The following is a 19232-nucleotide window of genomic DNA, read 5'->3' on the forward strand; positions in this document are numbered from 1 at the left end:
CTTCAAAATAGGTAGCGCGACTTTTGCCGCACGAACAAAGCCTTCGATGCCGCCTGAAAGCTTGGCAGCATCTTGGCATCTTTCCCATACAATCCGATTCATTATGCCATATCACTATTGTTCTTCTAAGGAAACCTTGCAGTCTTGCAGGAAAATTACCTGATGCGCGCTGCCCATTGCTTAATTCGACACTTAATTTGAAAGCTCATTCAAACACTGAGTTTTCATTCTCATATTGAGCCGCACATGTCTAGATGAATGTAAGAATCTCTTTCTAGAAGTTCGGGCTAAAACCCACCCAAAGATATCTACCTAATAGTCCTTTGCGGCAGGGCTTGCCATCCATGCAGCGTAAAACTCTTCGTAAGCATCAGCCAAAATAGCCTCGCGTGCTCGACGCATCAAATCGGTAAGAAAATAAATGTTATGCATCGACAATAAAATGCCACCGAGCATTTCGCCCTGTTTAACCAAATGACGAATATAGGCCCTGGTAAATTGCGTGCATACTGGGCAGGTACATTCATGGTCAAGTGGCGTGAAATCGTGCGTATAACGTGCATTACGTAGATTCATGCGTCCCGTACTCGAAAACGCCGTTCCCATGCGTCCTGTGCGCGTGGGCAGCACACAATCGAACATGTCCACCCCTTCACGCACCGCGCGCACAAGCGTTGTTGGATTACCCACGCCCATGAGATAGCGCGGCATATGGTCGGGCAGCGAACGAGCAACCTGGCCAAGCGTTGCAAACATGACATCATGTGGCTCGCCCACTGAATATCCGCCGATACCCCAGCCCTGAAAGCCGCGCCCTCCCTGGTTGCGACTTTCCTTATCAATGGTAGCCAGCCGATTGACGCTTTCCAGTCGAAGATCAAGGTGCATACCACCCTGCACAATACCGAAAAGCGCTTGATCAGGTCGTACATGGGCATCACAACAGCGACGTGCCCATTCCCACGAAAGCTTTGTCGACGCCGCAACCGCACTCTTTTCGGCAGGATAGCCAATGCACTGATCAAGCTGCATCGCAATGTCGGCACCTAAACGCTCCTGAATGCGCATGTTAGCTTCAGGTGTCCACCGATGACGGCTGCCGTCGTAATCACGCGCTTGAAAACTAACGCCGTCGCCATCAACCTTCATCATGTGATCAAGACTGAACAGTTGAAACCCGCCTGAATCGGTAAGCATGGGTCCATCGTAATGCATGAATTTTTGAACGCCGCCCGCTTCTTCGACGACATCGACACCAGGGCGCATATATAAATGATAGGTATTCGCAAGAACAACCTGGCTTTGTAGTTGTTTGAGCATGTCGGGCATAATGCCCTTTACCGTGGCGTGCGTACCAACCGGCATAAACAACGGCGTTGTAAATGAACCGTGCGCTGTCTGATAGGTGGTTGCACGTGCATGACCGCTTTGTGCATCAATCGTTAGATCAAATAGGCTCATGCTACAGCGTATCCTCCCAGTCGGCATGCGGATGTAGGTTACGATCGCCCGAACGTGCCCAAGCGACTCCCGCCGAATCATCCTCAAGCGGCGAGCGCATAGGGTCTCCTGCAAGCGCTGTGGTGCTCGTACAGGGCGGCAAACTTTCCGCAAACGCGCAAAACTGCGCTAATGTCCCGTGCTTAACGGAATCGATGTTGTACCCATTCGTATTAATAAGATGGTCAGTCACCAAATAGGCATCCATACCAGCATTCAGACACACTAAGTCGTCCAACGTGTTGTTACCCACCATAAGCGTACGTGCTGGTTCAGTCTGGGCAATAAATAAGTTTTCGTAATAGTATGCCACCTGCGGCTTGACCGCCGTTGAGTTCTCGCATGAGGTAATGCGCGCAAATAACCCCGCATCAACCTTTGCCCATCGCAATCGAGCGAGCACTGCTTCACGAGGAAATAACGGCATCGTAGTTAAGTAGAGCGGATAGCCTTTCGCAGCCAAGGTGCTTACCGCCCTCTGAGCAGACGGATCGGCAACAATGTGTTCGCCCGCCAAATCAAAACGTGTGCGATAGAACTCGTCGAAAAACTCTTCAATCGCCTGACGATCTGCCCACGTGCCCTCAAGCTCATAAAAACGACGCTCGAACATGCCCCAAAAAGCTTCAATATTGGTAATGTCCGGCTCATGGTCGCCCATAACGCGCATGCCTTCGTTGAGCGCTTCGGTCATAACGCTGGCATCAAACCCCCGCTCACGAGCAAGCACTCCCAGATGAAAGTAATAGCGCTCCAGGAAATCAGGCACATCCATTGGCAGGAGCGTGCCATCCAAATCGAAAAAGATCGCATCATAGAAGACAGCCGTCTGAGCGGGCTGTGCACATGCATCGTTCATAAAAACCTTTCAAGTGCAAACGGCGCACATCTTCATCGGTTGCAAAACAGCGAGCTATTTCTCTTTGCCGCGTATCGGCAGTATAGAGGGAACCTTTGCAATACACAGAACATACCCCTATAACATATACCTTAAAAGGATACGACTACGTGGTCGCGCTGATTTTCCGTACATCAGCGGTTGGGGCTTTACGCGTCGCGTCTTCCCTCGTAGGGTATGAGTATTACAGCATTACGGCGCCACCAACCAGAGTGAAAGGTCCGATTCGTGAAACTGTTGCTTCATGCCTGTTGCGGGCCCTGTTCGCTCGAGCCGGTTCGGTTACTTGCCGCCCAAGGGTACGATATAACTATCGCATTTGCCAATTCCAACATTCAACCGCGCGCCGAATATGACCATCGCTTAGAAACACTGCACGATTGGGCCCGTGAAGAGGGAATTCCTGTTATTGAAGGTGCTTACAGCGACACCGCCTGGAACGCAACGGCTGGGGCTGCTTGGAAAGAAACACGCCGTATAAGCGACCGTTGCCGAGCGTGCTATCGAATGCGTCTTGAAGAGGCCGCTCGTTTTGCTGCTGAAGAAGGCTTCGAAGCTCTGTCGACTACCCTGGCTGTAAGCCCCTATCAGCTTTTTGATATTTGTCACGAAGAATTGGAAGCGGTGTGCAGCCAGTATGGCCTGACCTGTGTTTGGCAAGACTTTCGCCCCTATTACCCGGAAGCGACCCGTCGCAGTCGCGATGCTGGCATGTATCGCCAAAATTACTGTGGCTGCGCCTATTCAAAAATAGAAGCTGATGCCGAGCGCGCCGAACGTAAGCGTCGCCGTGCACAAGAAAAGGCACAACGCGCAGCAGCTGAAGCTCCCTTGCGGGCTGCTGCCGAAGCACAGCGTCGCCTGAAGAATGAACAGCAAGCTGCCTACGCTCGTAAACAGCAGGCAAAACGAGCTGCACGTAATGCAGCAAGAGCACAGATGGTTCAGTCGTGAAAACAAGCGATTTCGATTACGATCTACCTGAAGAGCGCATTGCTCAAGAGCCAGCACCCATTCGCGACAAGTGCAAAATGCTTGTCATGGATCGCATTACCGGTGCTCTTGAAGATAAAATATTTTGCGACATCATCGACTACATCAATCCCGGTGATGTCCTCGTTGCAAATGAAACGCGTGTCTTGCCAGCTCGTTTGCTCGGTGCCAAACGCACCACAGGCGGCGCGGCAGAAGTCTTTTTGCTCCGTCCCCTTCCCCACGGGCAACAAAACAACACTCAATCGGACTGGGAAGTGCTCGTGCGTCCCGGTAAACGCCTGAAACCTGGTGCGATCATTGACTTCCCCAGTACAAATGGAAGCACGGCTCTTACCGCCGAAATAGTCGGCTTCGTCGAAAGTGGGAAAGGCGAACGCATCGCCCGCCTTTCCACAGAAGCCTACTCTACCCTTGATGAGGCGCTTCATGCTGTCGGCCATACACCCCTGCCGCCGTACATCAAACAGTATGTCGGCGACGAGGAAATGTATCAGACCGTCTATTCAAATCGTGAAACAAGCGCCGCTGCACCCACTGCAGGGCTTCATTTCACGCCCGAGCTTATCGAGGCTATTAAAGCAAAAGGCGCTCGCTGGGAAACGGTCGAACTGCAAGTAGGCATCGATACCTTTCGTATTGTCGACGAAGATGACCCACGCAACCATGCGATGCACACTGAAACCTATACTGTGCCACAGCGGGTTGTTGATGCCTGTAACGAAGCTCATCAGCGCGGTGGACGCGTTATTGCTGTTGGTACCACAAGCACCCGCAGCTTGGAATCGGCTTGGGATGTTGAAACGCACCAACTTGTTGCGCGCGACCAGGCACAAACTGCGCTGTTCCTTTTACCGGGAAGCAACTTCCATGTTATTGATGCCCTTATCACGAATTTCCATGTGCCACGCAGCACGCTCATGATGCTGGTATCAGCCTTCAGCAGTCGCGACGCTATTATGGCTGCCTATCGCCACGCCATCGATAACAAATATCGCATGCTATCTTTTGGCGATGCGATGTTTATCCACTGAAGACCGTTACAGCAAAACCAAGAGATCCAGCCCTCTTGCAGGCAAGTAAACAGAGGCGACTCGGCTTTTCGTTAATGATTCTTTACCAATATACGAAAGCATATAAGCTGAAGCAGCACAGTGACTACTGACGCTGAGACAGTGTAAGGGCGCTAAAATCGAGGTGACGCGATGATCATCACTGGGGCTGAGGCCAGCCATACAGCGACTAGTAAGTTGATGCAGTGTGACGTATGGCGAATGCTTAGGCTGACGCAGCATGTCCTTTGAGAGAGCCATCCGCCTGAAAATCTTCCGCTTGCAGGCTTTCTAGCTGAGACTGAATGGGTGCCTGTGACCGCCGAGTTAATAGATAGAAGAAGGGCGTATCGCAAGCAGCCAGCATAAACTTGATAAGGTACTGCCCTACCATCATGGCCCCTAATTGTGGCAGCAGAGCTGCATCAAACAACCAACCGAAGCCAAAACCAAAAGCGATACCAACAAACACTACCGTATCAATGATCTGCGAAGTCATCGTTGAAGCATTGTTCCATATCCATCGCGCCCGCGCAGAATGATTACCACTGAGCACACGGTCGCGAATCTTGTGAAATACCCACACGTCCCATGATTGCGAAAGAAAATACGCCGTCATGCTGCCGATAACAAAGACGACATTCTGACCCAGCAGCATGTCATAGGCATTCTGCATATCGGCACTTACTGCCGGCAGCGACTGCGTGAATACAATTAGCACGGTAGCCAACACCTGGCAAGCGAACCCACCATACACAATAGTCTGTGCTTCTTTGCGCCCCCACACTTCGCCAACAACGTCAGTCATCAGAAAGGTAATTGCGTAACACAGGGCAGCACCTGGCAGGGTAATAGTGCTTCCAAATAACGGGATGCCCGTCTGGATGGTTTTTGCGGTAACCACATTCGAAATAACAAGCGAAATGGCAAATACCATGGCGCAAATAAGCAGGTTACGATTGGTTTTCTTCATGGGGAAACTCCTTAGTTTTTTTAGGTTGGATGTTGCGAACAACCCCCGCCTTCAAGCGGGATCGGGCACAATGCCGAATTCAGACAACGTGCAGACGGCATTATAGCGCATCGTCGCCAAGATGAACCTTTCTATTACCTCTGTCTACTTGGTGGCTCTGTCACGAAATATGGATATGAAATTTCTTGTCGGTCCGTCTAGCACCCGTGTCTGCCTGCTGTCCTTGCCAATTTTAGTTAATGACAAGGACGAAGATGTTATCCGTGAAGGCATCTCTTACCTGCACTCGTCTTCTGTTTATGCTTGCTTATCTATAGGAAACGGGATCCTTCACACCGTTTGCTTCAAACGCAGCAATTCTGTCCAGACAAGTTGCACAGGTACCGCAGGGCTTTTCGCCCCCTTCATAACACGACCAGGTCATTTCGTACGGTACGCCAAGGCGCAAGCCCTCTGCCACAACCTGGGCCTTGTTCTGATTAACAAATGGTGTTTCAAGCCGTACATTTCCGTACGTCCCAAACGAAATAGCACGACCCATATGTGCAGTAAACGCTGGTGAGCAATCGGGGTAGGCATTCCCTGCCGCATCATCGGCATGCGCACCTAGGTAGAGTGCACACGAAGTATCAGGAAAAAGCGAAGCAGCCAAAGCGGCGGCGGCAGAAAGCATGAGTCCATTACGAAATGGCACGTAGGTATTTGGATGACCGTCATCTTCCATCTGCTGCGCATAACTGCCATGGGGAACATGCTGCGTTGATGTGGCCATGAGCGCATTATTGGAGTAATGCATCACACTTGCCAGATCAAGCACATAATGATGAACGCCATAATGCTCGGCTACCGCAGCAGCGGCATCCAGTTCGCGGCTATGGCGCTGCCCATAAAAGAACGACACTGTTGAAACGTTTGCCTGCCCAAAACGATCCACCGCCAAAGCAAGACACGTGGTTGAATCAACCCCACCGCTTGATAACACCAAGGCATGGGCCGTCGACGCTGGTGCAGTTTCGTTGGTTCTAGTCATCGTGCCCCGTCGCCTCGATCTAAATCGGATAACTGTTTAAATAAACGACGTTGTGCAATATCCTGATAGCCGAAACGCGGATGCGCCCAATTGGCAAAGGGATAAATAGAAATACCACCACGCGGATAGAACATTCCGCGTACTTCAAGGTATTTGGGTTCCATCAGTTCTACCAGGTCGTCCTTGATTACATTGACCACATCTTCATGAAAGTCACCATGATTGCGAAAGCTACACAAATACAACTTGAGCGACTTACTTTCCACCATACGCACCTGCGGAATATAGTTGATGTACAGCGTGGCAAAATCTGGCTGACCCGTGATAGGACAGAGCGTGGTGAATTCAGGGCAACGGAAAGTCACCATGTAATCGTGATCCGCATGCTTGTTTTCAAAGGTTTCCAACAAACTGGGATCGTAATCGCTGGCATACTGCGTGCCCGCATTGCCTAAAAGCGTAATGCCTTCCGCTTTTGCATCGCGACCCTCTGTCTGGAATGAGTCGACCAGCGAGCTTGCAGCCGCTTGTGATGGCATTTTTGCATTGCAACCTTTTGCATAAGACGAATCCGTCGTAGCGGTTTCTACATCGGACGAATCTGTTGTAGGAGTATGAGACATGCCCTTCCTTTCATTAACGAGCAGATCAGTGCCTTACTATACCATTCGTTCCCAACACCTTTTACTCCGCACATGCCCAGCAGATGAGCACCCTATCCTCATTGTGAAAGTATCAATTTTTCATTTTATGCATCTTCCCTGCATGCTTTATATCAACTAGAATGAAGCGACTGTAAGCCTACAGGTGTGGTAGAGGCGCGGTTTTCATCAGTAGCTCCTTAACGGTGCGGAAACACACGGAGTAAAAGGGAACGCCGCCGAAGGGTCGCACAATTTCCGTTGTACGATACCTGGCAAGCGCGAGAATATCGTACTTGTTGCCGCTTTTGCGGAGAGCTATCGTGGCGTGCGGACGTTCCCGTCGGCAAGTCATGGCGATCATGACCTGTTCGACAAAGGAGCATACATGGAATTCATCGGAACGTTTTGGGCGCTCGTGCCCCCTATTGTTGCTATTATCTTAGCACTTATCACGAAAGAAACCTTTAGTTCGCTTTTTATCGGCATCGTTGTCGGCGCAATACTGCTTGCTGCGGGTAATCCTGTTCAGACCCTTCAATTCATTATTTCTGGCACGCTCGGCGAAGGCGATGACGCTAGTAAAACTGGTTTTATCAATGCCCTAGCCGACCCTTGGAACGCTGGCATCTTTTTCTTCTTGGTTATGCTGGGTATTATCGTGGCGCTCGTGAATGCAACCGGTGGCGCAGCTGCTTTCGGGGCTTGGGCGGCGCGCCATGTGAAATCACGCCGGGGAGCCATGCTTGCCACCTTCGTGATGGGCGTACTCATTTTTGTGGATGACTATTTTAACTGCTTAACGGTGGGTGCTGTTATGCGTCCCGTTACCGACGAGCAGCGAGTCTCACGCGCAAAACTGTCTTACCTTATTGATGCGACTGCTGCACCTATCTGCATGATTGCCCCTATCTCTTCGTGGGCAGCGGCTGTTTCAGCTACCGCGTCCAACCTTGATACTGGCATTACGGGTATCCAACTATTCATCCAGGCTATTCCGTTTAATTTCTATTCCATCCTGACCATTGTGTTTATTATCGGCATATGCATTATGGGCTTCGATTATGGCCCCATGGCTTCAGCTGAATTAGCCGCATATCGCGATGGTGAACTGGGTAGTCTCGGTGGCGAAGAACGCGCGCATAACAAACGCGCAACGCTGTGGGACATGCTTATCCCCGTGCTTTTGTTAATCGCTTTCTGCATTATCGGTATGCTCTATGTGGGCGGTTTTTGGGATCCAACCGCGGACGGATTCGCTGATCCTTCAGCAGCATTTGCAAATACTGATGCTTCGGTCGGTTTACCTTTTGGTTCACTTATTGCTCTTATCTTGTCGTTTATTTATTTGATTGCACGCCGCGTAATCACCTTTAAGCGGGCTACCGATTGTTTCGTCGAAGGCTTCCGCGCCATGGTACCTGCACTACTTATTCTTACCTTCGCCCTTACCTTGAAGTTGATGACCACCGCGCTAGGGGCCGATACTTACGTGGCAGGACTTATGGAAGGCGCGGCAGCTGGTCTATACAATTTCCTGCCCGGTATTATCTTCCTTGTTGCTTTGGGGCTCGCTTTTTCAACGGGTACCAGCTGGGGAACCTTCGGTATCCTTATTCCTATTGTGTTGCCAATTTTCTCAAGTGAATCAACGCTGCTGACTATCGGCATTTCGGCCTGTCTTGCTGGCGCCGTATGCGGCGATCATATCTCACCCATATCCGATACAACAGTTATGTCATCGGCTGGTGCAAACGTCAATCATCTGGACCATGTATCGACGCAGTTGCCCTATGCGCTAACGGTAGGAGGTCTTTCATTTGTTATGTTCCTTGTTGCCGGCTTTGTGCAGAACGCAGCTATCTGTCTTCTTATTGGGATTGTGCTCACGATAGCCACTTTGATTGTCTTGAAGCGAACCATTGGATCAGTGCCAACAGATGCAGCAGGTGTCCCAGCAGGTAAGAGCACTGCCAAAACCAACTAACCACGCACGCGGCTCATCTCTCACGAACTTATGAGTCACAAGCACGAGCCGCTGGTGCAAAACGCTCACACGGGCAAGCGGATAAACCGCCTGGCAAGGTTTTGCTTCCACAATAAGTACTTCTTAAAAGGAGTAGGGCGGTTTATCCGATAAAAGTGGTAGTCTGTTCGCATTTATTCAGAAGTGGTTCAAACATTCTAGAAGCATGTTTTCCTCATCCCAGAGTTACGCTTCTATGAAGAATTCAGAAGAGGAGTTTTGTATCGTGGAACCAGTGTTTGCTGCCATCAACAGCTTCCTGATGGCCGTCGACGATGCCGTGTGGGGTGTACCGCTTATTTGCCTCATCCTATTTGGCGGCATCTTCTTAACCTGTCGCATGGGTGGACTGCAATTTAGACAGCTCGGTCGCGCTTTGCGTTACATGTTGAAAAACGAAAAAAGTGCGAAAGGGGAAGTTTCCAGCTTTGGTGCACTCTGTACAGCACTTTCTGCCACAATCGGAACTGGCAATATCGTCGGCGTTGCCACTGCAGTAATCGCAGGCGGCCCCGGCGCGCTTTTTTGGATGTGGATAGCTGCTCTGTTTGGCATGGCAACAAAATACTCCGAAGGCCTGCTCGCAGTTAAGTATCGTAACTGGGATTCGAAAACAGGCCATGTGCTCGGTGGCCCTTTTTACTACATCGAACGTGGCATGGGCCATCGCTGGAAATGGCTTGCAAAACTATTTGCGTTTTTCGGCGTGTGCGTAGGACTGTTTGGCATTGGTACCTTTACCCAAGTCAACAGTATTTCATCTTCGATTGTTAACTTTTTCGACCCTCAGAAGTCCGTCACCGTGCAACTGCTTGGCATGGATTACTCCTGGGCAACCGTTATTGGTGGTCTTTTGCTGGCTGCATTTGTTGCCTTAATCGTTATTGGCGGTCTCAGGCGCATTGCCTCAGTAGCAGAACGTGTTATTCCCGCTATGATGGTCATTTATGTGGGTCTTGCAGTGTTGCTGATCATATGTAACCTTGACAAGCTACCAAGTGCCTTCATTGAGATTTTCGAAGGTGCCTTTGGCCTGCGGGCTGCAGCAGGTGGAGCACTTGGTGCCATTATTATTGCCATGCAAAAAGGTATCGCCCGCGGTATCTTCAGTAACGAAGCAGGCTTGGGTTCGGCTCCTATTGCGGCAGCAGCTGCTCAAACAAACGAACCGGTGCGTCAGGGTCTGGTGTCCATGACAGGCACCTTCCTCGACACCATTGTCGTTTGTTCAATGACTGGTCTCGCTCTTGTGATGACCGGCGCCTACAACATCGCTGATTTGCAAGGTGCTGCTGTCACCATGAAAGCATTTAGCTTAGGGCTGCCATTCTTGCCTGAACTTCTGGTGAACTTCCTCGTAATGATATGCATGGTACTCTTTGGTTTTACTACGATTCTTGGCTGGGATTACTATAGCGAGCGTTGCCTTGAATATCTTACTGGCGGCAATCTACAGGTAGTAAAGGCCTACCGATGGCTTTACATCCTCTGTGTATTCATTGGACCATACATGACTGTTGCTGCTGTGTGGACCATTGCTGACATCTTCAACGGCCTTATGGCTATTCCCAATATGATTGCGCTGTTTGCCCTTTCAGGAATTGTGGCTCACGAAACAAAGACGTACTTCACGCGCTTAGCCGATGCTAGCGGCAACGAAGAAGATATGGTCGCCTACGTGAACGATCCTATTGACTGGAAGGTCGGCTCCCCGCAGGGGTAACACAAGAAGTTGCCCCACCCGAGGGATAAAGACAAACGCAAGAACAAAGACGCGGATAAACACCGCATATTTAGAAAACGAGCAACGGTAGCTAAAGAGCCTTCCTCGCTCTTGCAAGGAAGGCTCTTTCTGAAAGTTTCTTATAGGCTTATAAGCTCGTTTTCTTATGAAGACCACCCTATGAAGGGTTTGAAGGATTTGATTCCTGCAGCGACAAAATATCAACAAGCTTACGGGCAGCATCACGCACGCTCATACCATCAAGATCAAGAGTCACTTCAGCATATTGTTCATACAGAGGAATACGCTCTTCATACAGGTCGGATAGGCTCATACCCATACCGTCTTTCATCACAACGCCACGTTCGTATAACCCACCAAGTCGCATGGTGAGTTCTTCAAGCGATGTCTTCAAGTACACTATCGTACCAATATGCATAAGGTGCTTCATGGCTTCGTCGGAATACACGGCAGAGCCACCAGTTGCTATTACCGTGCGCGATGCTTCGAGACCGCAAAGCACTTCGTTTTCTACCTGAATAAAGCCAGTTGGTCCACAGGCATCAAGGATCTTTTGCAGAGTCTTATTACTCTGATTCTGAATAAGCAAATCAGCATCGATAAAATCGAACCCCAAGATCTTGGCCAACACAATACCGAGTGTCGACTTTCCAGCTCCTGGCATGCCAATAAGCACAATATTATCTTTCTCCACCATGGCGTTCCTTTACCTATTCACACCCAACAACATTCAATCACAGCACTATAGCAAGTGATAGCCAAAATAAGTCAGCACAAGTGCGCGTCGTGAGCAAATCATTTTTAGACGAGCGTTAAAACACAGTTTTACTGAAGTATGCTTCGCAGGCTTAGCGCGCACCGCCTCCGCCGCCGCCAAAACCGCCTCCGCCGCCGCCGGAGAACCCTCCGCCAAAACCACCACCAGACGATGAAGGCGACAGGGCACTACTTACCACACTTTCGGTATTACTGACCATCGTGTCGAAAGCTGACGTAAAGCTATCCGCAGCAGATCCCCCGTGTGCACCAGCATTGTATGCATACCACGTTGTATACCAGTTAAGAGAGGAATCACTTCCCGTCTCGGCTTCGGCAAACATCTCAGGGAAGGCTGCACGCAACTGAGCAATCGTTTCGGTGGCAACACCAAACAGATAGGCATATACCATGAATTCACCCCAGACCTTTACATCAGTCGGCGGTCGCTCGTCGATAGCAGAAAAGTCCTTTAGCCAGTTACGTAATGCTTTACAACGTGCATACGTATCAGTTCCCTTCTGCGTACGACGTTCCATCTTTGAAGAAATAATAAAAATAATAAACGCTGTCGGAACCGCACAAATAAGTGGAATGAAATTCCCGGTTACGAAAGACGCACCAAAGGCAGCAATAACAACAAATCCCCTTAATGCCGTGAGGGTACCCTTATGAGACTGCTCAAAGTATTCCTGCCTGTTTGTTTCAGCGGTTACCAGCCCGCGCCACGATCTAATCTGCTTATCGTATGCGCTGGGATTGTCTGAGCCATACTGTTTGATAGTTCCTAACCAGAGAGCGTCTTCACCCTGTGCAATCTTATCAAACAAAAACTCAATGACTTTCCGATCAATCGGGTCGGCTAACTGCTCAACTTTGGCAGGTACGCGTGTGAGATAGAAATCTTCTACTTCTTTACCTTTTGCATTGGGATAGGTACCACGTGCAATAATAACGGCACCTTCGTTAGCCAGATGCATGATAGTTGCTGTTAGCTCAGAATTGTTTGTCTTTCCCATCTTCCACAGGCGCGCTATCACCGCAGGATGTACCTCTTTATCAGGTACATCACGCCAATATTTATCCGTAAAAGTTGGCTTGAATTCCTTGCCATACCGAAGATACAAACGCCAAGCAATCAAAAGAGCAAGCACACAAAGAAGCACAACACCCGCAATAAATGCGATGTTTAATGCCCGCCCTAGATTAGCCTCATTAGCCCACTTCTCTTCTTCTTCTTTCACCTGGTCAAGATGGGAGACACCGGGGTGGTAATTCGCATAATTCTGTGGCAAATCGACAAGCCATGCACGCGGGAAGACCACTCGTGCCTCAGCAAACGAACCCGAAGGAACCTTGGAAATCGCATAGGTAAGACTCGTTCCATCATCATTAAACGAAACCGTACCACTTGCTGGGCCGTGGCCCCAGGCATAGACATCGCTTCCGGGCTGCGCAGCTATTCCAGCTGGTGCAGGTAGATTTATCTTACAGGTAACATTCGAGGAAGCTTCACTCCAACCGTCTCCGACAAATTGCCAATAGAGATCAACTCCATCATCGTAGACCGCTACGGTATCAACGACGGTGTAGTCGATAGTGATGGTGCGCTGCTCGTTAGTTGCGAAGAAAAAGGCATACACCGTATTCTTCACGCTATCCACTGAGTAGGCCTCTTTTCCAGGCCCTCCTTCATTGCGCCACGAGGTTTGAAAAGGCACTTCTGAAAGTTCTACCGTGCTCGTCTCCGGTCCGGATGTCCACTGGGTTGTTTTTGTCATAGACATACTATTGACGGTGATATTACCGCTATTGAATGTCCACCAAATTGCTGAGAACGATCCGTCAAAATCAAAGGTACGCTTTTCAACAACATGCAGCGACCCATCGCTTTGCATGTCTGCAACGATATCCACCTGAGGCATCTTGAAATCTTTCGCCCACGCCGTAGACGGAAACGTTGCCTGAACAGCAATGAAGAGCGTGAATAACGCAAGCGAAAAAAGCAGGAGATGACTGAGCTTGCTAGAGTGTGCAGAACGATGGGGGGTGTGCACTAAGGCAGCTGACTTCACTGGCATGTATACCTCCAGAAACGGTGTGCATTTCAATTGTACCAGCCGACTGGCAGCAGAGATTGACACGAAAGCTAGAAATGCGGTGATGATACCGAAAGAGCGCGCTGAATCACTCTTCCGCTTCTTGCATCTTTCATTGAAAGACGCTAGTATGAGCCATTGCGTCTCGGGCTTCGGACGCGTAAAGGCCGGACGGAGAGCTGACCGAGAGGCCGAAGGTGCTCGCCTGCTAAGCGAGTATGCCCCAAAAGGGTATCTGGGGTTCGAATCCCCAGCTCTCCGCCACTTTTATTCTTGAGTCTGCTTTTCAGACACCCACCCATACGTAATATCAGCAAGCGGTTTTGACCCGATATACCCGTGTCTATTTCCGTACACTGCAACTCAGCTCAGTCGTATTCTTCTTACAGCCGCCGGAAAGTGATACCGTGCAAACGGTGCATCGCCACAGGTGTCGTCGCAAGTATCAATTAGCGGCGGTGCAGCAGACGACGAAGCACTTCAGCAGCAATGCGCTGCCATATTGGTGGGTTAATAACCTCTGCTTCCACAGGTATAAAACGGTAGTGCGGATGGTTTCGATGAAAAATCGTGCGACAGATTGCTGTCACCACCAAACCAATAGCCCCTACCGCAAAAAATGAAAATGCCAATTCGACTGCCACACTGTTCGATTCAAACAAGGCATAGAGCGCTGCGAGACCAAAAAATGCGCAGATAAGACCATTGATTCCGAAGAAAATATGAATGAGTAACTCTTTCGCCCGATTGGGAGAAGAGCGCCATGACACTGCTACGTAGATTACAGCAGCAATAAGAGCCATCACCACCAGAAGAGGCAGGACACGCGCAAAACGAGCAACCATCTCGACCTCTGGGTGAAACTACGACTGGAACTAACTACGATTGAAATTGCACAGCGGGTGCCTGCTCGGCACCACTTGCAGCATCAAAGCTCTCACGCTTCGTAAAGCCCATAGCACCAGCAATAAGTACTGCTGGAAATGTCTGAATAGCATTATTGAAGTTCATTACCGTGTCGTTATAGCTCTGCCGCATGTAACTGATCTTATCTTCTGTGTCTGACAGCTGATTCTGCAGGTCAAGGAAGTTCTCGTTTGCCTTCAGCTCTGGATACGATTCACTGACAGCAAAGAGCGTCTTTAAGGTACTGGTCAGCACATTATCGGCTGCCATCTTTTCACCAGGAGTCTGAGCTGTCGCCACAGCTGCACGCGCTTGCGTGACTTCATCAAGTGTTTTGCGTTCGTGCTGAGCATATCCCTTAACCGTCTCAACCAGATTAGGAATCAAATCAAGACGCCGTTGGAGTTGTACATCTATCTGCGACCAGGCATTATCTACTCGGTTACGCAATTTGATCAGATTGTTGTACAGCGCAATAAGTGCGATCGCCAACACAACGATGATGCCGACAATAATAAGGATGGCAGAAATCATTGCAGTCTCCTTTGTAGGGAATCGATGCACTTTATTCTAGCATGCTCCCTTCACAGATGAACTCACGGACAAGCTCTGAAACCAAACCGACGGCTTCGAATAGCTTTTACGCACTGCTTCGGCTTTTTATTCATCCAAAGGCTGCTTGATGCCAGCCTGAGGGATGCTATGGCGCTAGCTTACGAATGCTATGGTGTCAGCCTGACTGCTATGACACTAACCTGAAGAATGTAGCCAAATCTTAACGAGGAAGCTGAGCGGCGCGAATAGAAGAAAACGATGTCGCACGCGCCCAATACCCCGCTAAACGAGCAGCGGCAGTCAGTGCGTGCGCTGCTTCAAGACTCTCGCATACCACGAAAGTGGCTGAACCGCTTCCACAAAGCAAGCAATCCTTTGGCGCCACACTATCATCCTCCCCTGCACTATCGGCCACTGTGCTATTCACCTCTGCGTTACCCGCTCGCGTAGTATTCCGTATGAAGCCCTTCACGTCAGAAAGTGCCGGCAAGAGCAATTCGGCAGGCGCTTGAAGATTGTTGTAAAGCGGAATCTCAGACGCATCGGTCGCATCGTGTAGCACTGCAAGCATATCGTCACACGAATAAACAGGGGCTTTGTCAAAGGTTCGATAGGCTTGTGCGGTCGAAATACCTTCAGCGGGGCGAATAATAACAACCTGTTCGCTGCGAGAACGATATCGCTTACGAAGAATGTCTCCCCGCCCCTCTAAAAGGGCACTTCCCCCGTGCAAGAAAAAGGCTGTATCCGCGCCAATTTCCTGAGCCGCCTGATAAATCACCTGGTCTGTTGGGTCAACATTCCACAGTGCCGCGGCGCCTATCAGGGCAGCAGCTGCATCGGAACTTCCTCCCCCCAAGCCAGACTGCGGCGGTATATGTTTTTCAATCACCAGACGCACATGTTCGTCGTTAGTGCGCCCCATCAAACGCGCCAGTACACGTACTGCGCGACAGGCAAGATTATCTTGATCGGTAATGTCTGCGGGAGCAATTCCTTCGCGCCATTGCATATTGACGCTTACAGAAAGCCCGCTTCCTGCAGGAACTTCAATCGTATGCTCGCGTATCGGCTGAGCTTCGTCGCACGGTTCTGCCAGCACAACCTGCTCGCCGCTGGAAACCAGCGTCATATGAATCGTGTCGTGCAAAGCAAGGGCCTGCATAACAGTTGTCACCTCGTGATAACCGTCGGGCTGCAAGCGACCAACACCCAGAAACAAATTCACTTTCGCTGGTGCAATAAGATTAATTGTCTGCATCAGACTGTTCTCCTTCACCTTGCGTGCCCTGGCTGTCGGATAAGGCGCTATATACCTGACCGTCTGCTGTGCTGCGTCGCGCCCGCGCTTGCGCACGCCGTGTCGCAAAGAACGAACGGAGCAGCTGAGCACTTTCATCGGCGCATACACCTGACCGTACCGCAAAGGAGTGATTCAACCGTTCATCTTCGTGAATGCGATATAGAGATCCCAGCGCGCCAGCCTTCGGATCGAAAGCGCCAAAAACACAGCAGTCAATACGCGCCTGATGCATCAGACCTGCGCACATGATGCAGGGCTCAAGCGTGACATACACCGTACAACCAGTCAGTCGCCAGACGCCGAGCCGCCGAGCCGCTTCGCGCAAGGCTAAGAATTCAGCATGCCCCGCTGGATCGGCGTCGGTCTCGCGACGATTTCCTGCACGAGCAATCACCTGCGGGCAAGCAAGCGGACGACGTGTAGCTGGGTCAATAGGCTCATACACGACCACAGCTCCAATGGGTATTTCACCCAAGCCCTGCGCATGACGCGCTTCGTTAAGAGCCATCTGCATGTATTCGCTGTCTCTGTATTCGCTGTTTTGTTCTTTCATATCGCGCATCATTATATGGTATCCTGATGCACGCACCGTGCGAGCACGGCGTAATTAGGAGGAATGGCCGAGTGGTTGAAGGCGGCAGTCTTGAAAACTGTTGAGCCGCAAGGTTCCGTGGGTTCGAATCCTACTTCCTCCGCCAGCACTATCGGGCCCAGAAGTATCTGAGCCCTTTTATTTTGATTATGAGTTCCTTCTTTAGAGCTGGGGATATAGGCAGAAAAGTGTGTCTGTGGCTACTCACCACCATAAGGCCACAAATCGCTTGATCCTCTAATCTATTCGATATGAACTGTTCGTATGAAAGTCTGTCCATTCTATTGCTGAACCCCAACACTTTACCCTGCGTTTTGAGCTGAGTCTTCATTCTTCCTAAACTATTCAGTCAACCGCTTTTCCACGGGAACCCACGGACGCGTCTCGCGACGTGTCGATTTATATGCCGGGCGAATAATCCGTTTACCGCTTACCAACTCTTCAAAACGATGAGCACTCCATCCCGCCAGACGAGCACACGCAAACAGTGGCGTGTATAAGTCTTCAGGAATACCCAACAGGGAATACACAAAACCAGAATACATATCCACGTTTGCACACATGTCTTTTTTGATGCCGCGTTCACGCAGGATGACCTCGGGACTCAACCGCTCAATAGATTCGAGCAGCTTAAACTCCGCTTCAAATTCAGTTCCGGCCGCCAACCGAGCGGCAAATCGCTTGAGAATGACAGCGCGCGGATCGCTGCGCGTATAAACCGCATGGCCCATCCCATAGATGAGACCCGTGTTGTCATAAGCCTTTTTGTTCACGATACGCGCCAAATAATCCGCGACTTCATCGTCGTTTTCCCAACACGTAACGTGATCTTTAATCTCCTGCTGCATTTCGCGAACCTTATGGTTCGCGCCCCCATGTTTGAGCCCCTTGAGCGATCCAATAGCGGCCGCGTATGCTGCATATGGATCGGTATCAGCCGAAGAAAGAACGCGACAGGTAAAGGTTGAATTGTTTCCGCCACCATGTTCAGCATGCAAGCACAGCATGATATCGAGCAGGCGCGCCTCTTCTGGGGTAAATTGGCGATCGGGACGCAACATAGACAGAATCGTTTCAGCCGTCGAAGAGCCAGGCAGAAACGGATGCATAATCATTGAACCTTTTGCAAAACGTGCTTGCTTGGCGTAGTACGTCAGAACAGCAATCCGCGGTAGACGCGAAAGAAGCGATATGGCTGTTTTCACCTCATGCTCGTAGCTGCGCACCTCTGCGCTGACGTCGTATGAATACAGCAGCAACACACAACGCTGCAGCATATTCATGATGTCGGGTGGCGTTTCCTTCATGATGATGGACGCCGTGAAACCATCGGGTAAATCGCGCTCGGCATCAAGAGCTTCCACGAAACTTTCGAGCTCTTCTTGATGAGGCAAATCACCCATAAGAAGCAGATAGGCAATCTCTTCGTAATTGAAACGCCGCGTGGCGTCCTCTTCGCCAATCAGGTCGCCAAGGTTATAGCCGCGCAGCGTAAGACGCCCTTCATCAGGTACCTTATCGCCATCGCTCATCACGTAACCATGCACGTTTGAGATGTTTGTAATACCCGCTACGACGCCTGATCCATCGGCATTACGCAAACCACGTTTGACATCGTATGCATCGTACCATGCAGGATCGATTGAGTTGATGCGCTCGAAGTCCTGATAGAGTGCTAGTTTGTCGCACACGCTCATAAGCGAACCCCTTCCGCCAAATTATCCGCTGGCGTACTTTCCACAAGAATTTGCATAGAACTGTCAATCAGCCGATAGAGATGCATAAACTATGCATTATAGAGTGATTATTTGCAACACGGGAAACTTTTTTGTTTAAACCCGTTGACAGGGTAAAATGGTAATGGCAATATGATCAACGCTGAATTTCAAATGCGCCGTTACCTCAGCTGGATAGAGGGACTGACTACGAATCAGTACGTCGGGGGTTCGAATCCCTCACGGCGCACCAGCTGAATCTATAAGCCAGGAAGCTTTTGCTTCCTGGCTTTTTACTTCTCGCGTATTTTGAGATTGCTATCAGCTACTATACGCAGAAGGTACATACCGTTTGTTCTGCATCTCAAACGACTAACAGGGAACATAAAGAACAACTACGAATACCAAACGCTTCTTAAATTTCAATGTTACGGACAAGAAGATCCTGA

The 19232-nt window shown here is 50.1% G+C and carries 16 protein-coding genes, 3 tRNA genes and 1 riboswitch; of the genes, 7 read left to right on the forward strand and 12 right to left on the reverse strand.

Going from position 1 to position 19232, the window contains the following annotated elements:
• Nucleotides 1–312: 312 nt before the first annotated feature.
• Together tgt and CCUR_RS06270 are read right to left on the reverse strand one after the other, a co-directional pair.
• On the reverse strand, nt 313–1461 hold the full coding sequence (tgt, locus tag CCUR_RS06265; protein ID WP_015778805.1) for a tRNA guanosine(34) transglycosylase Tgt: 1149 nt from the start codon (nt 1459–1461) through the stop codon (nt 313–315).
• Nucleotide 1462: 1 nt separating this feature from the next.
• Complete coding sequence (locus CCUR_RS06270; protein WP_015778806.1) at nt 1463–2359, reverse strand: HAD family hydrolase; 897 nt, start codon at nt 2357–2359, stop codon at nt 1463–1465.
• A 267-nt stretch (nt 2360–2626) separates the two neighbouring features.
• Here CCUR_RS06270 and CCUR_RS06275 point away from each other — a divergent pair, with 267 nt between their 5' ends.
• Entirely contained in the window at nt 2627–3352 is a 726-nt protein-coding gene (locus CCUR_RS06275) for an epoxyqueuosine reductase QueH (protein ID WP_015778807.1), read from the forward strand.
• The gene (gene queA / locus CCUR_RS06280; RefSeq protein ID WP_015778808.1) at nt 3349–4425 is read left to right on the forward strand and encodes a tRNA preQ1(34) S-adenosylmethionine ribosyltransferase-isomerase QueA; all 1077 of its coding nucleotides are present in this window, start codon (nt 3349–3351) and stop codon (nt 4423–4425) included. Before CCUR_RS06275 ends, queA begins: the two co-directional genes overlap by 4 nt.
• A gap of 244 nt (nt 4426–4669) precedes the next feature.
• On the opposite strand, the gene CCUR_RS06285 is transcribed toward queA, so the two are convergent.
• The 3 genes from CCUR_RS06285 to queF form a co-directional block, all read right to left on the reverse strand.
• Entirely contained in the window at nt 4670–5416 is a 747-nt protein-coding gene (locus tag CCUR_RS06285) for a queuosine precursor transporter (RefSeq protein ID WP_015778809.1), read from the reverse strand.
• A 307-nt stretch (nt 5417–5723) separates the two neighbouring features.
• Nucleotides 5724–6446, reverse strand: coding sequence for a 7-cyano-7-deazaguanine synthase QueC (gene queC, locus CCUR_RS06290; protein WP_015778810.1), 723 nt, complete (start codon nt 6444–6446; stop codon nt 5724–5726).
• A complete protein-coding gene (gene queF, locus CCUR_RS06295) occupies nt 6443–7069 on the reverse strand; it encodes a preQ(1) synthase (protein ID WP_280985056.1) in 627 nt (208 codons plus the stop codon). The genes queC and queF overlap by 4 nt, the downstream gene beginning before the upstream one ends.
• Before the next feature lie 182 nt (nt 7070–7251).
• Nucleotides 7252–7416, forward strand: a riboswitch (Lysine riboswitch).
• A 59-nt stretch (nt 7417–7475) separates the two neighbouring features.
• Here queF and CCUR_RS06300 point away from each other — a divergent pair.
• Together CCUR_RS06300 and CCUR_RS06305 are read left to right on the forward strand one after the other, a co-directional pair.
• A complete protein-coding gene (locus CCUR_RS06300; RefSeq protein WP_015778812.1) occupies nt 7476–9074 on the forward strand; it encodes a Na+/H+ antiporter NhaC family protein in 1599 nt (532 codons plus the stop codon).
• A gap of 235 nt (nt 9075–9309) precedes the next feature.
• Nucleotides 9310–10836, forward strand: coding sequence for an alanine/glycine:cation symporter family protein (locus CCUR_RS06305; RefSeq protein ID WP_174249822.1), 1527 nt, complete (start codon nt 9310–9312; stop codon nt 10834–10836).
• Between the two features lie 178 nt (nt 10837–11014).
• On the opposite strand, the gene CCUR_RS06310 is transcribed toward CCUR_RS06305, so the two are convergent.
• Together CCUR_RS06310 and CCUR_RS06315 are read right to left on the reverse strand one after the other, a co-directional pair.
• Nucleotides 11015–11554: a shikimate kinase gene (locus CCUR_RS06310; RefSeq protein WP_015778814.1), complete on the reverse strand. Its 540-nt coding sequence runs from the start codon at nt 11552–11554 to the stop codon at nt 11015–11017.
• 151 nt (nt 11555–11705) lie between these two features.
• A complete protein-coding gene (locus CCUR_RS06315) occupies nt 11706–13694 on the reverse strand; it encodes a DUF2207 domain-containing protein (protein ID WP_015778815.1) in 1989 nt (662 codons plus the stop codon).
• Nucleotides 13695–13885: 191 nt separating this feature from the next.
• On the opposite strand from CCUR_RS06315, the gene CCUR_RS06320 reads away from it, so the two are divergent.
• Nucleotides 13886–13976 (forward strand) — tRNA-Ser (locus CCUR_RS06320).
• 185 nt (nt 13977–14161) lie between these two features.
• Here CCUR_RS06320 and CCUR_RS06325 read toward each other — a convergent pair.
• From CCUR_RS06325 to CCUR_RS06340, 4 genes are all read right to left on the reverse strand, one after another.
• Complete coding sequence (locus CCUR_RS06325; RefSeq protein ID WP_015778816.1) at nt 14162–14557, reverse strand: hypothetical protein; 396 nt, start codon at nt 14555–14557, stop codon at nt 14162–14164.
• A 34-nt stretch (nt 14558–14591) separates the two neighbouring features.
• A complete protein-coding gene (locus CCUR_RS06330; RefSeq protein ID WP_015778817.1) occupies nt 14592–15152 on the reverse strand; it encodes a LemA family protein in 561 nt (186 codons plus the stop codon).
• Between the two features lie 241 nt (nt 15153–15393).
• Nucleotides 15394–16434, reverse strand: coding sequence for a 4-(cytidine 5'-diphospho)-2-C-methyl-D-erythritol kinase (locus CCUR_RS06335; protein ID WP_015778818.1), 1041 nt, complete (start codon nt 16432–16434; stop codon nt 15394–15396).
• Nucleotides 16421–17029, reverse strand: a complete 609-nt coding sequence (locus CCUR_RS06340) for a nucleoside deaminase (RefSeq protein ID WP_245526094.1) — start codon at nt 17027–17029, stop codon at nt 16421–16423. The genes CCUR_RS06335 and CCUR_RS06340 overlap by 14 nt, the downstream gene beginning before the upstream one ends.
• Nucleotides 17030–17086: 57 nt before the next feature.
• Between CCUR_RS06340 and CCUR_RS06345 the strand changes: the two genes are divergently transcribed.
• A tRNA-Ser gene (locus CCUR_RS06345) sits at nt 17087–17174 on the forward strand.
• A gap of 235 nt (nt 17175–17409) precedes the next feature.
• Here the strand turns inward: CCUR_RS06345 and CCUR_RS06355 are convergent.
• The gene (locus CCUR_RS06355) at nt 17410–18765 is read right to left on the reverse strand and encodes a citrate/2-methylcitrate synthase (protein WP_015778821.1); all 1356 of its coding nucleotides are present in this window, start codon (nt 18763–18765) and stop codon (nt 17410–17412) included.
• Nucleotides 18766–18959: 194 nt separating this feature from the next.
• Here CCUR_RS06355 and CCUR_RS06360 point away from each other — a divergent pair.
• Nucleotides 18960–19036, forward strand: a tRNA-Arg gene (locus CCUR_RS06360).
• The last annotated feature ends 196 nt before the right edge of the window (nt 19037–19232 follow it).

Origin of the sequence: Cryptobacterium curtum DSM 15641 (assembly GCF_000023845.1) — a bacterium.
In the GTDB taxonomy this organism is placed as follows: Bacteria; Actinomycetota; Coriobacteriia; order Coriobacteriales; family Eggerthellaceae; genus Cryptobacterium; species Cryptobacterium curtum.

Coding starts and splice junctions, on each gene's coding strand:
- CCUR_RS06355 (WP_015778821.1), bottom strand. CDS start 18,765: ATGAGCGTGTGCGACAAACTAGCACTCTATCAGGACTTCGAGCGCATC.
- CCUR_RS06315 (WP_015778815.1), bottom strand. CDS start 13,694: ATGCCAGTGAAGTCAGCTGCCTTAGTGCACACCCCCCATCGTTCTGCA.
- CCUR_RS06335 (WP_015778818.1), bottom strand. CDS start 16,434: ATGCAGACAATTAATCTTATTGCACCAGCGAAAGTGAATTTGTTTCTG.
- queC (WP_015778810.1), bottom strand. CDS start 6,446: ATGACTAGAACCAACGAAACTGCACCAGCGTCGACGGCCCATGCCTTG.
- CCUR_RS06330 (WP_015778817.1), bottom strand. CDS start 15,152: ATGATTTCTGCCATCCTTATTATTGTCGGCATCATCGTTGTGTTGGCG.
- CCUR_RS06270 (WP_015778806.1), bottom strand. CDS start 2,359: ATGAACGATGCATGTGCACAGCCCGCTCAGACGGCTGTCTTCTATGAT.
- tgt (WP_015778805.1), bottom strand. CDS start 1,461: ATGAGCCTATTTGATCTAACGATTGATGCACAAAGCGGTCATGCACGT.
- CCUR_RS06300 (WP_015778812.1), top strand. CDS start 7,476: ATGGAATTCATCGGAACGTTTTGGGCGCTCGTGCCCCCTATTGTTGCT.
- CCUR_RS06340 (WP_245526094.1), bottom strand. CDS start 17,029: ATGAAAGAACAAAACAGCGAATACAGAGACAGCGAATACATGCAGATG.
- CCUR_RS06310 (WP_015778814.1), bottom strand. CDS start 11,554: ATGGTGGAGAAAGATAATATTGTGCTTATTGGCATGCCAGGAGCTGGA.
- queF (WP_280985056.1), bottom strand. CDS start 7,069: ATGTCTCATACTCCTACAACAGATTCGTCCGATGTAGAAACCGCTACG.
- CCUR_RS06305 (WP_174249822.1), top strand. CDS start 9,310: ATGAAGAATTCAGAAGAGGAGTTTTGTATCGTGGAACCAGTGTTTGCT.
- CCUR_RS06285 (WP_015778809.1), bottom strand. CDS start 5,416: ATGAAGAAAACCAATCGTAACCTGCTTATTTGCGCCATGGTATTTGCC.
- CCUR_RS06325 (WP_015778816.1), bottom strand. CDS start 14,557: ATGGTTGCTCGTTTTGCGCGTGTCCTGCCTCTTCTGGTGGTGATGGCT.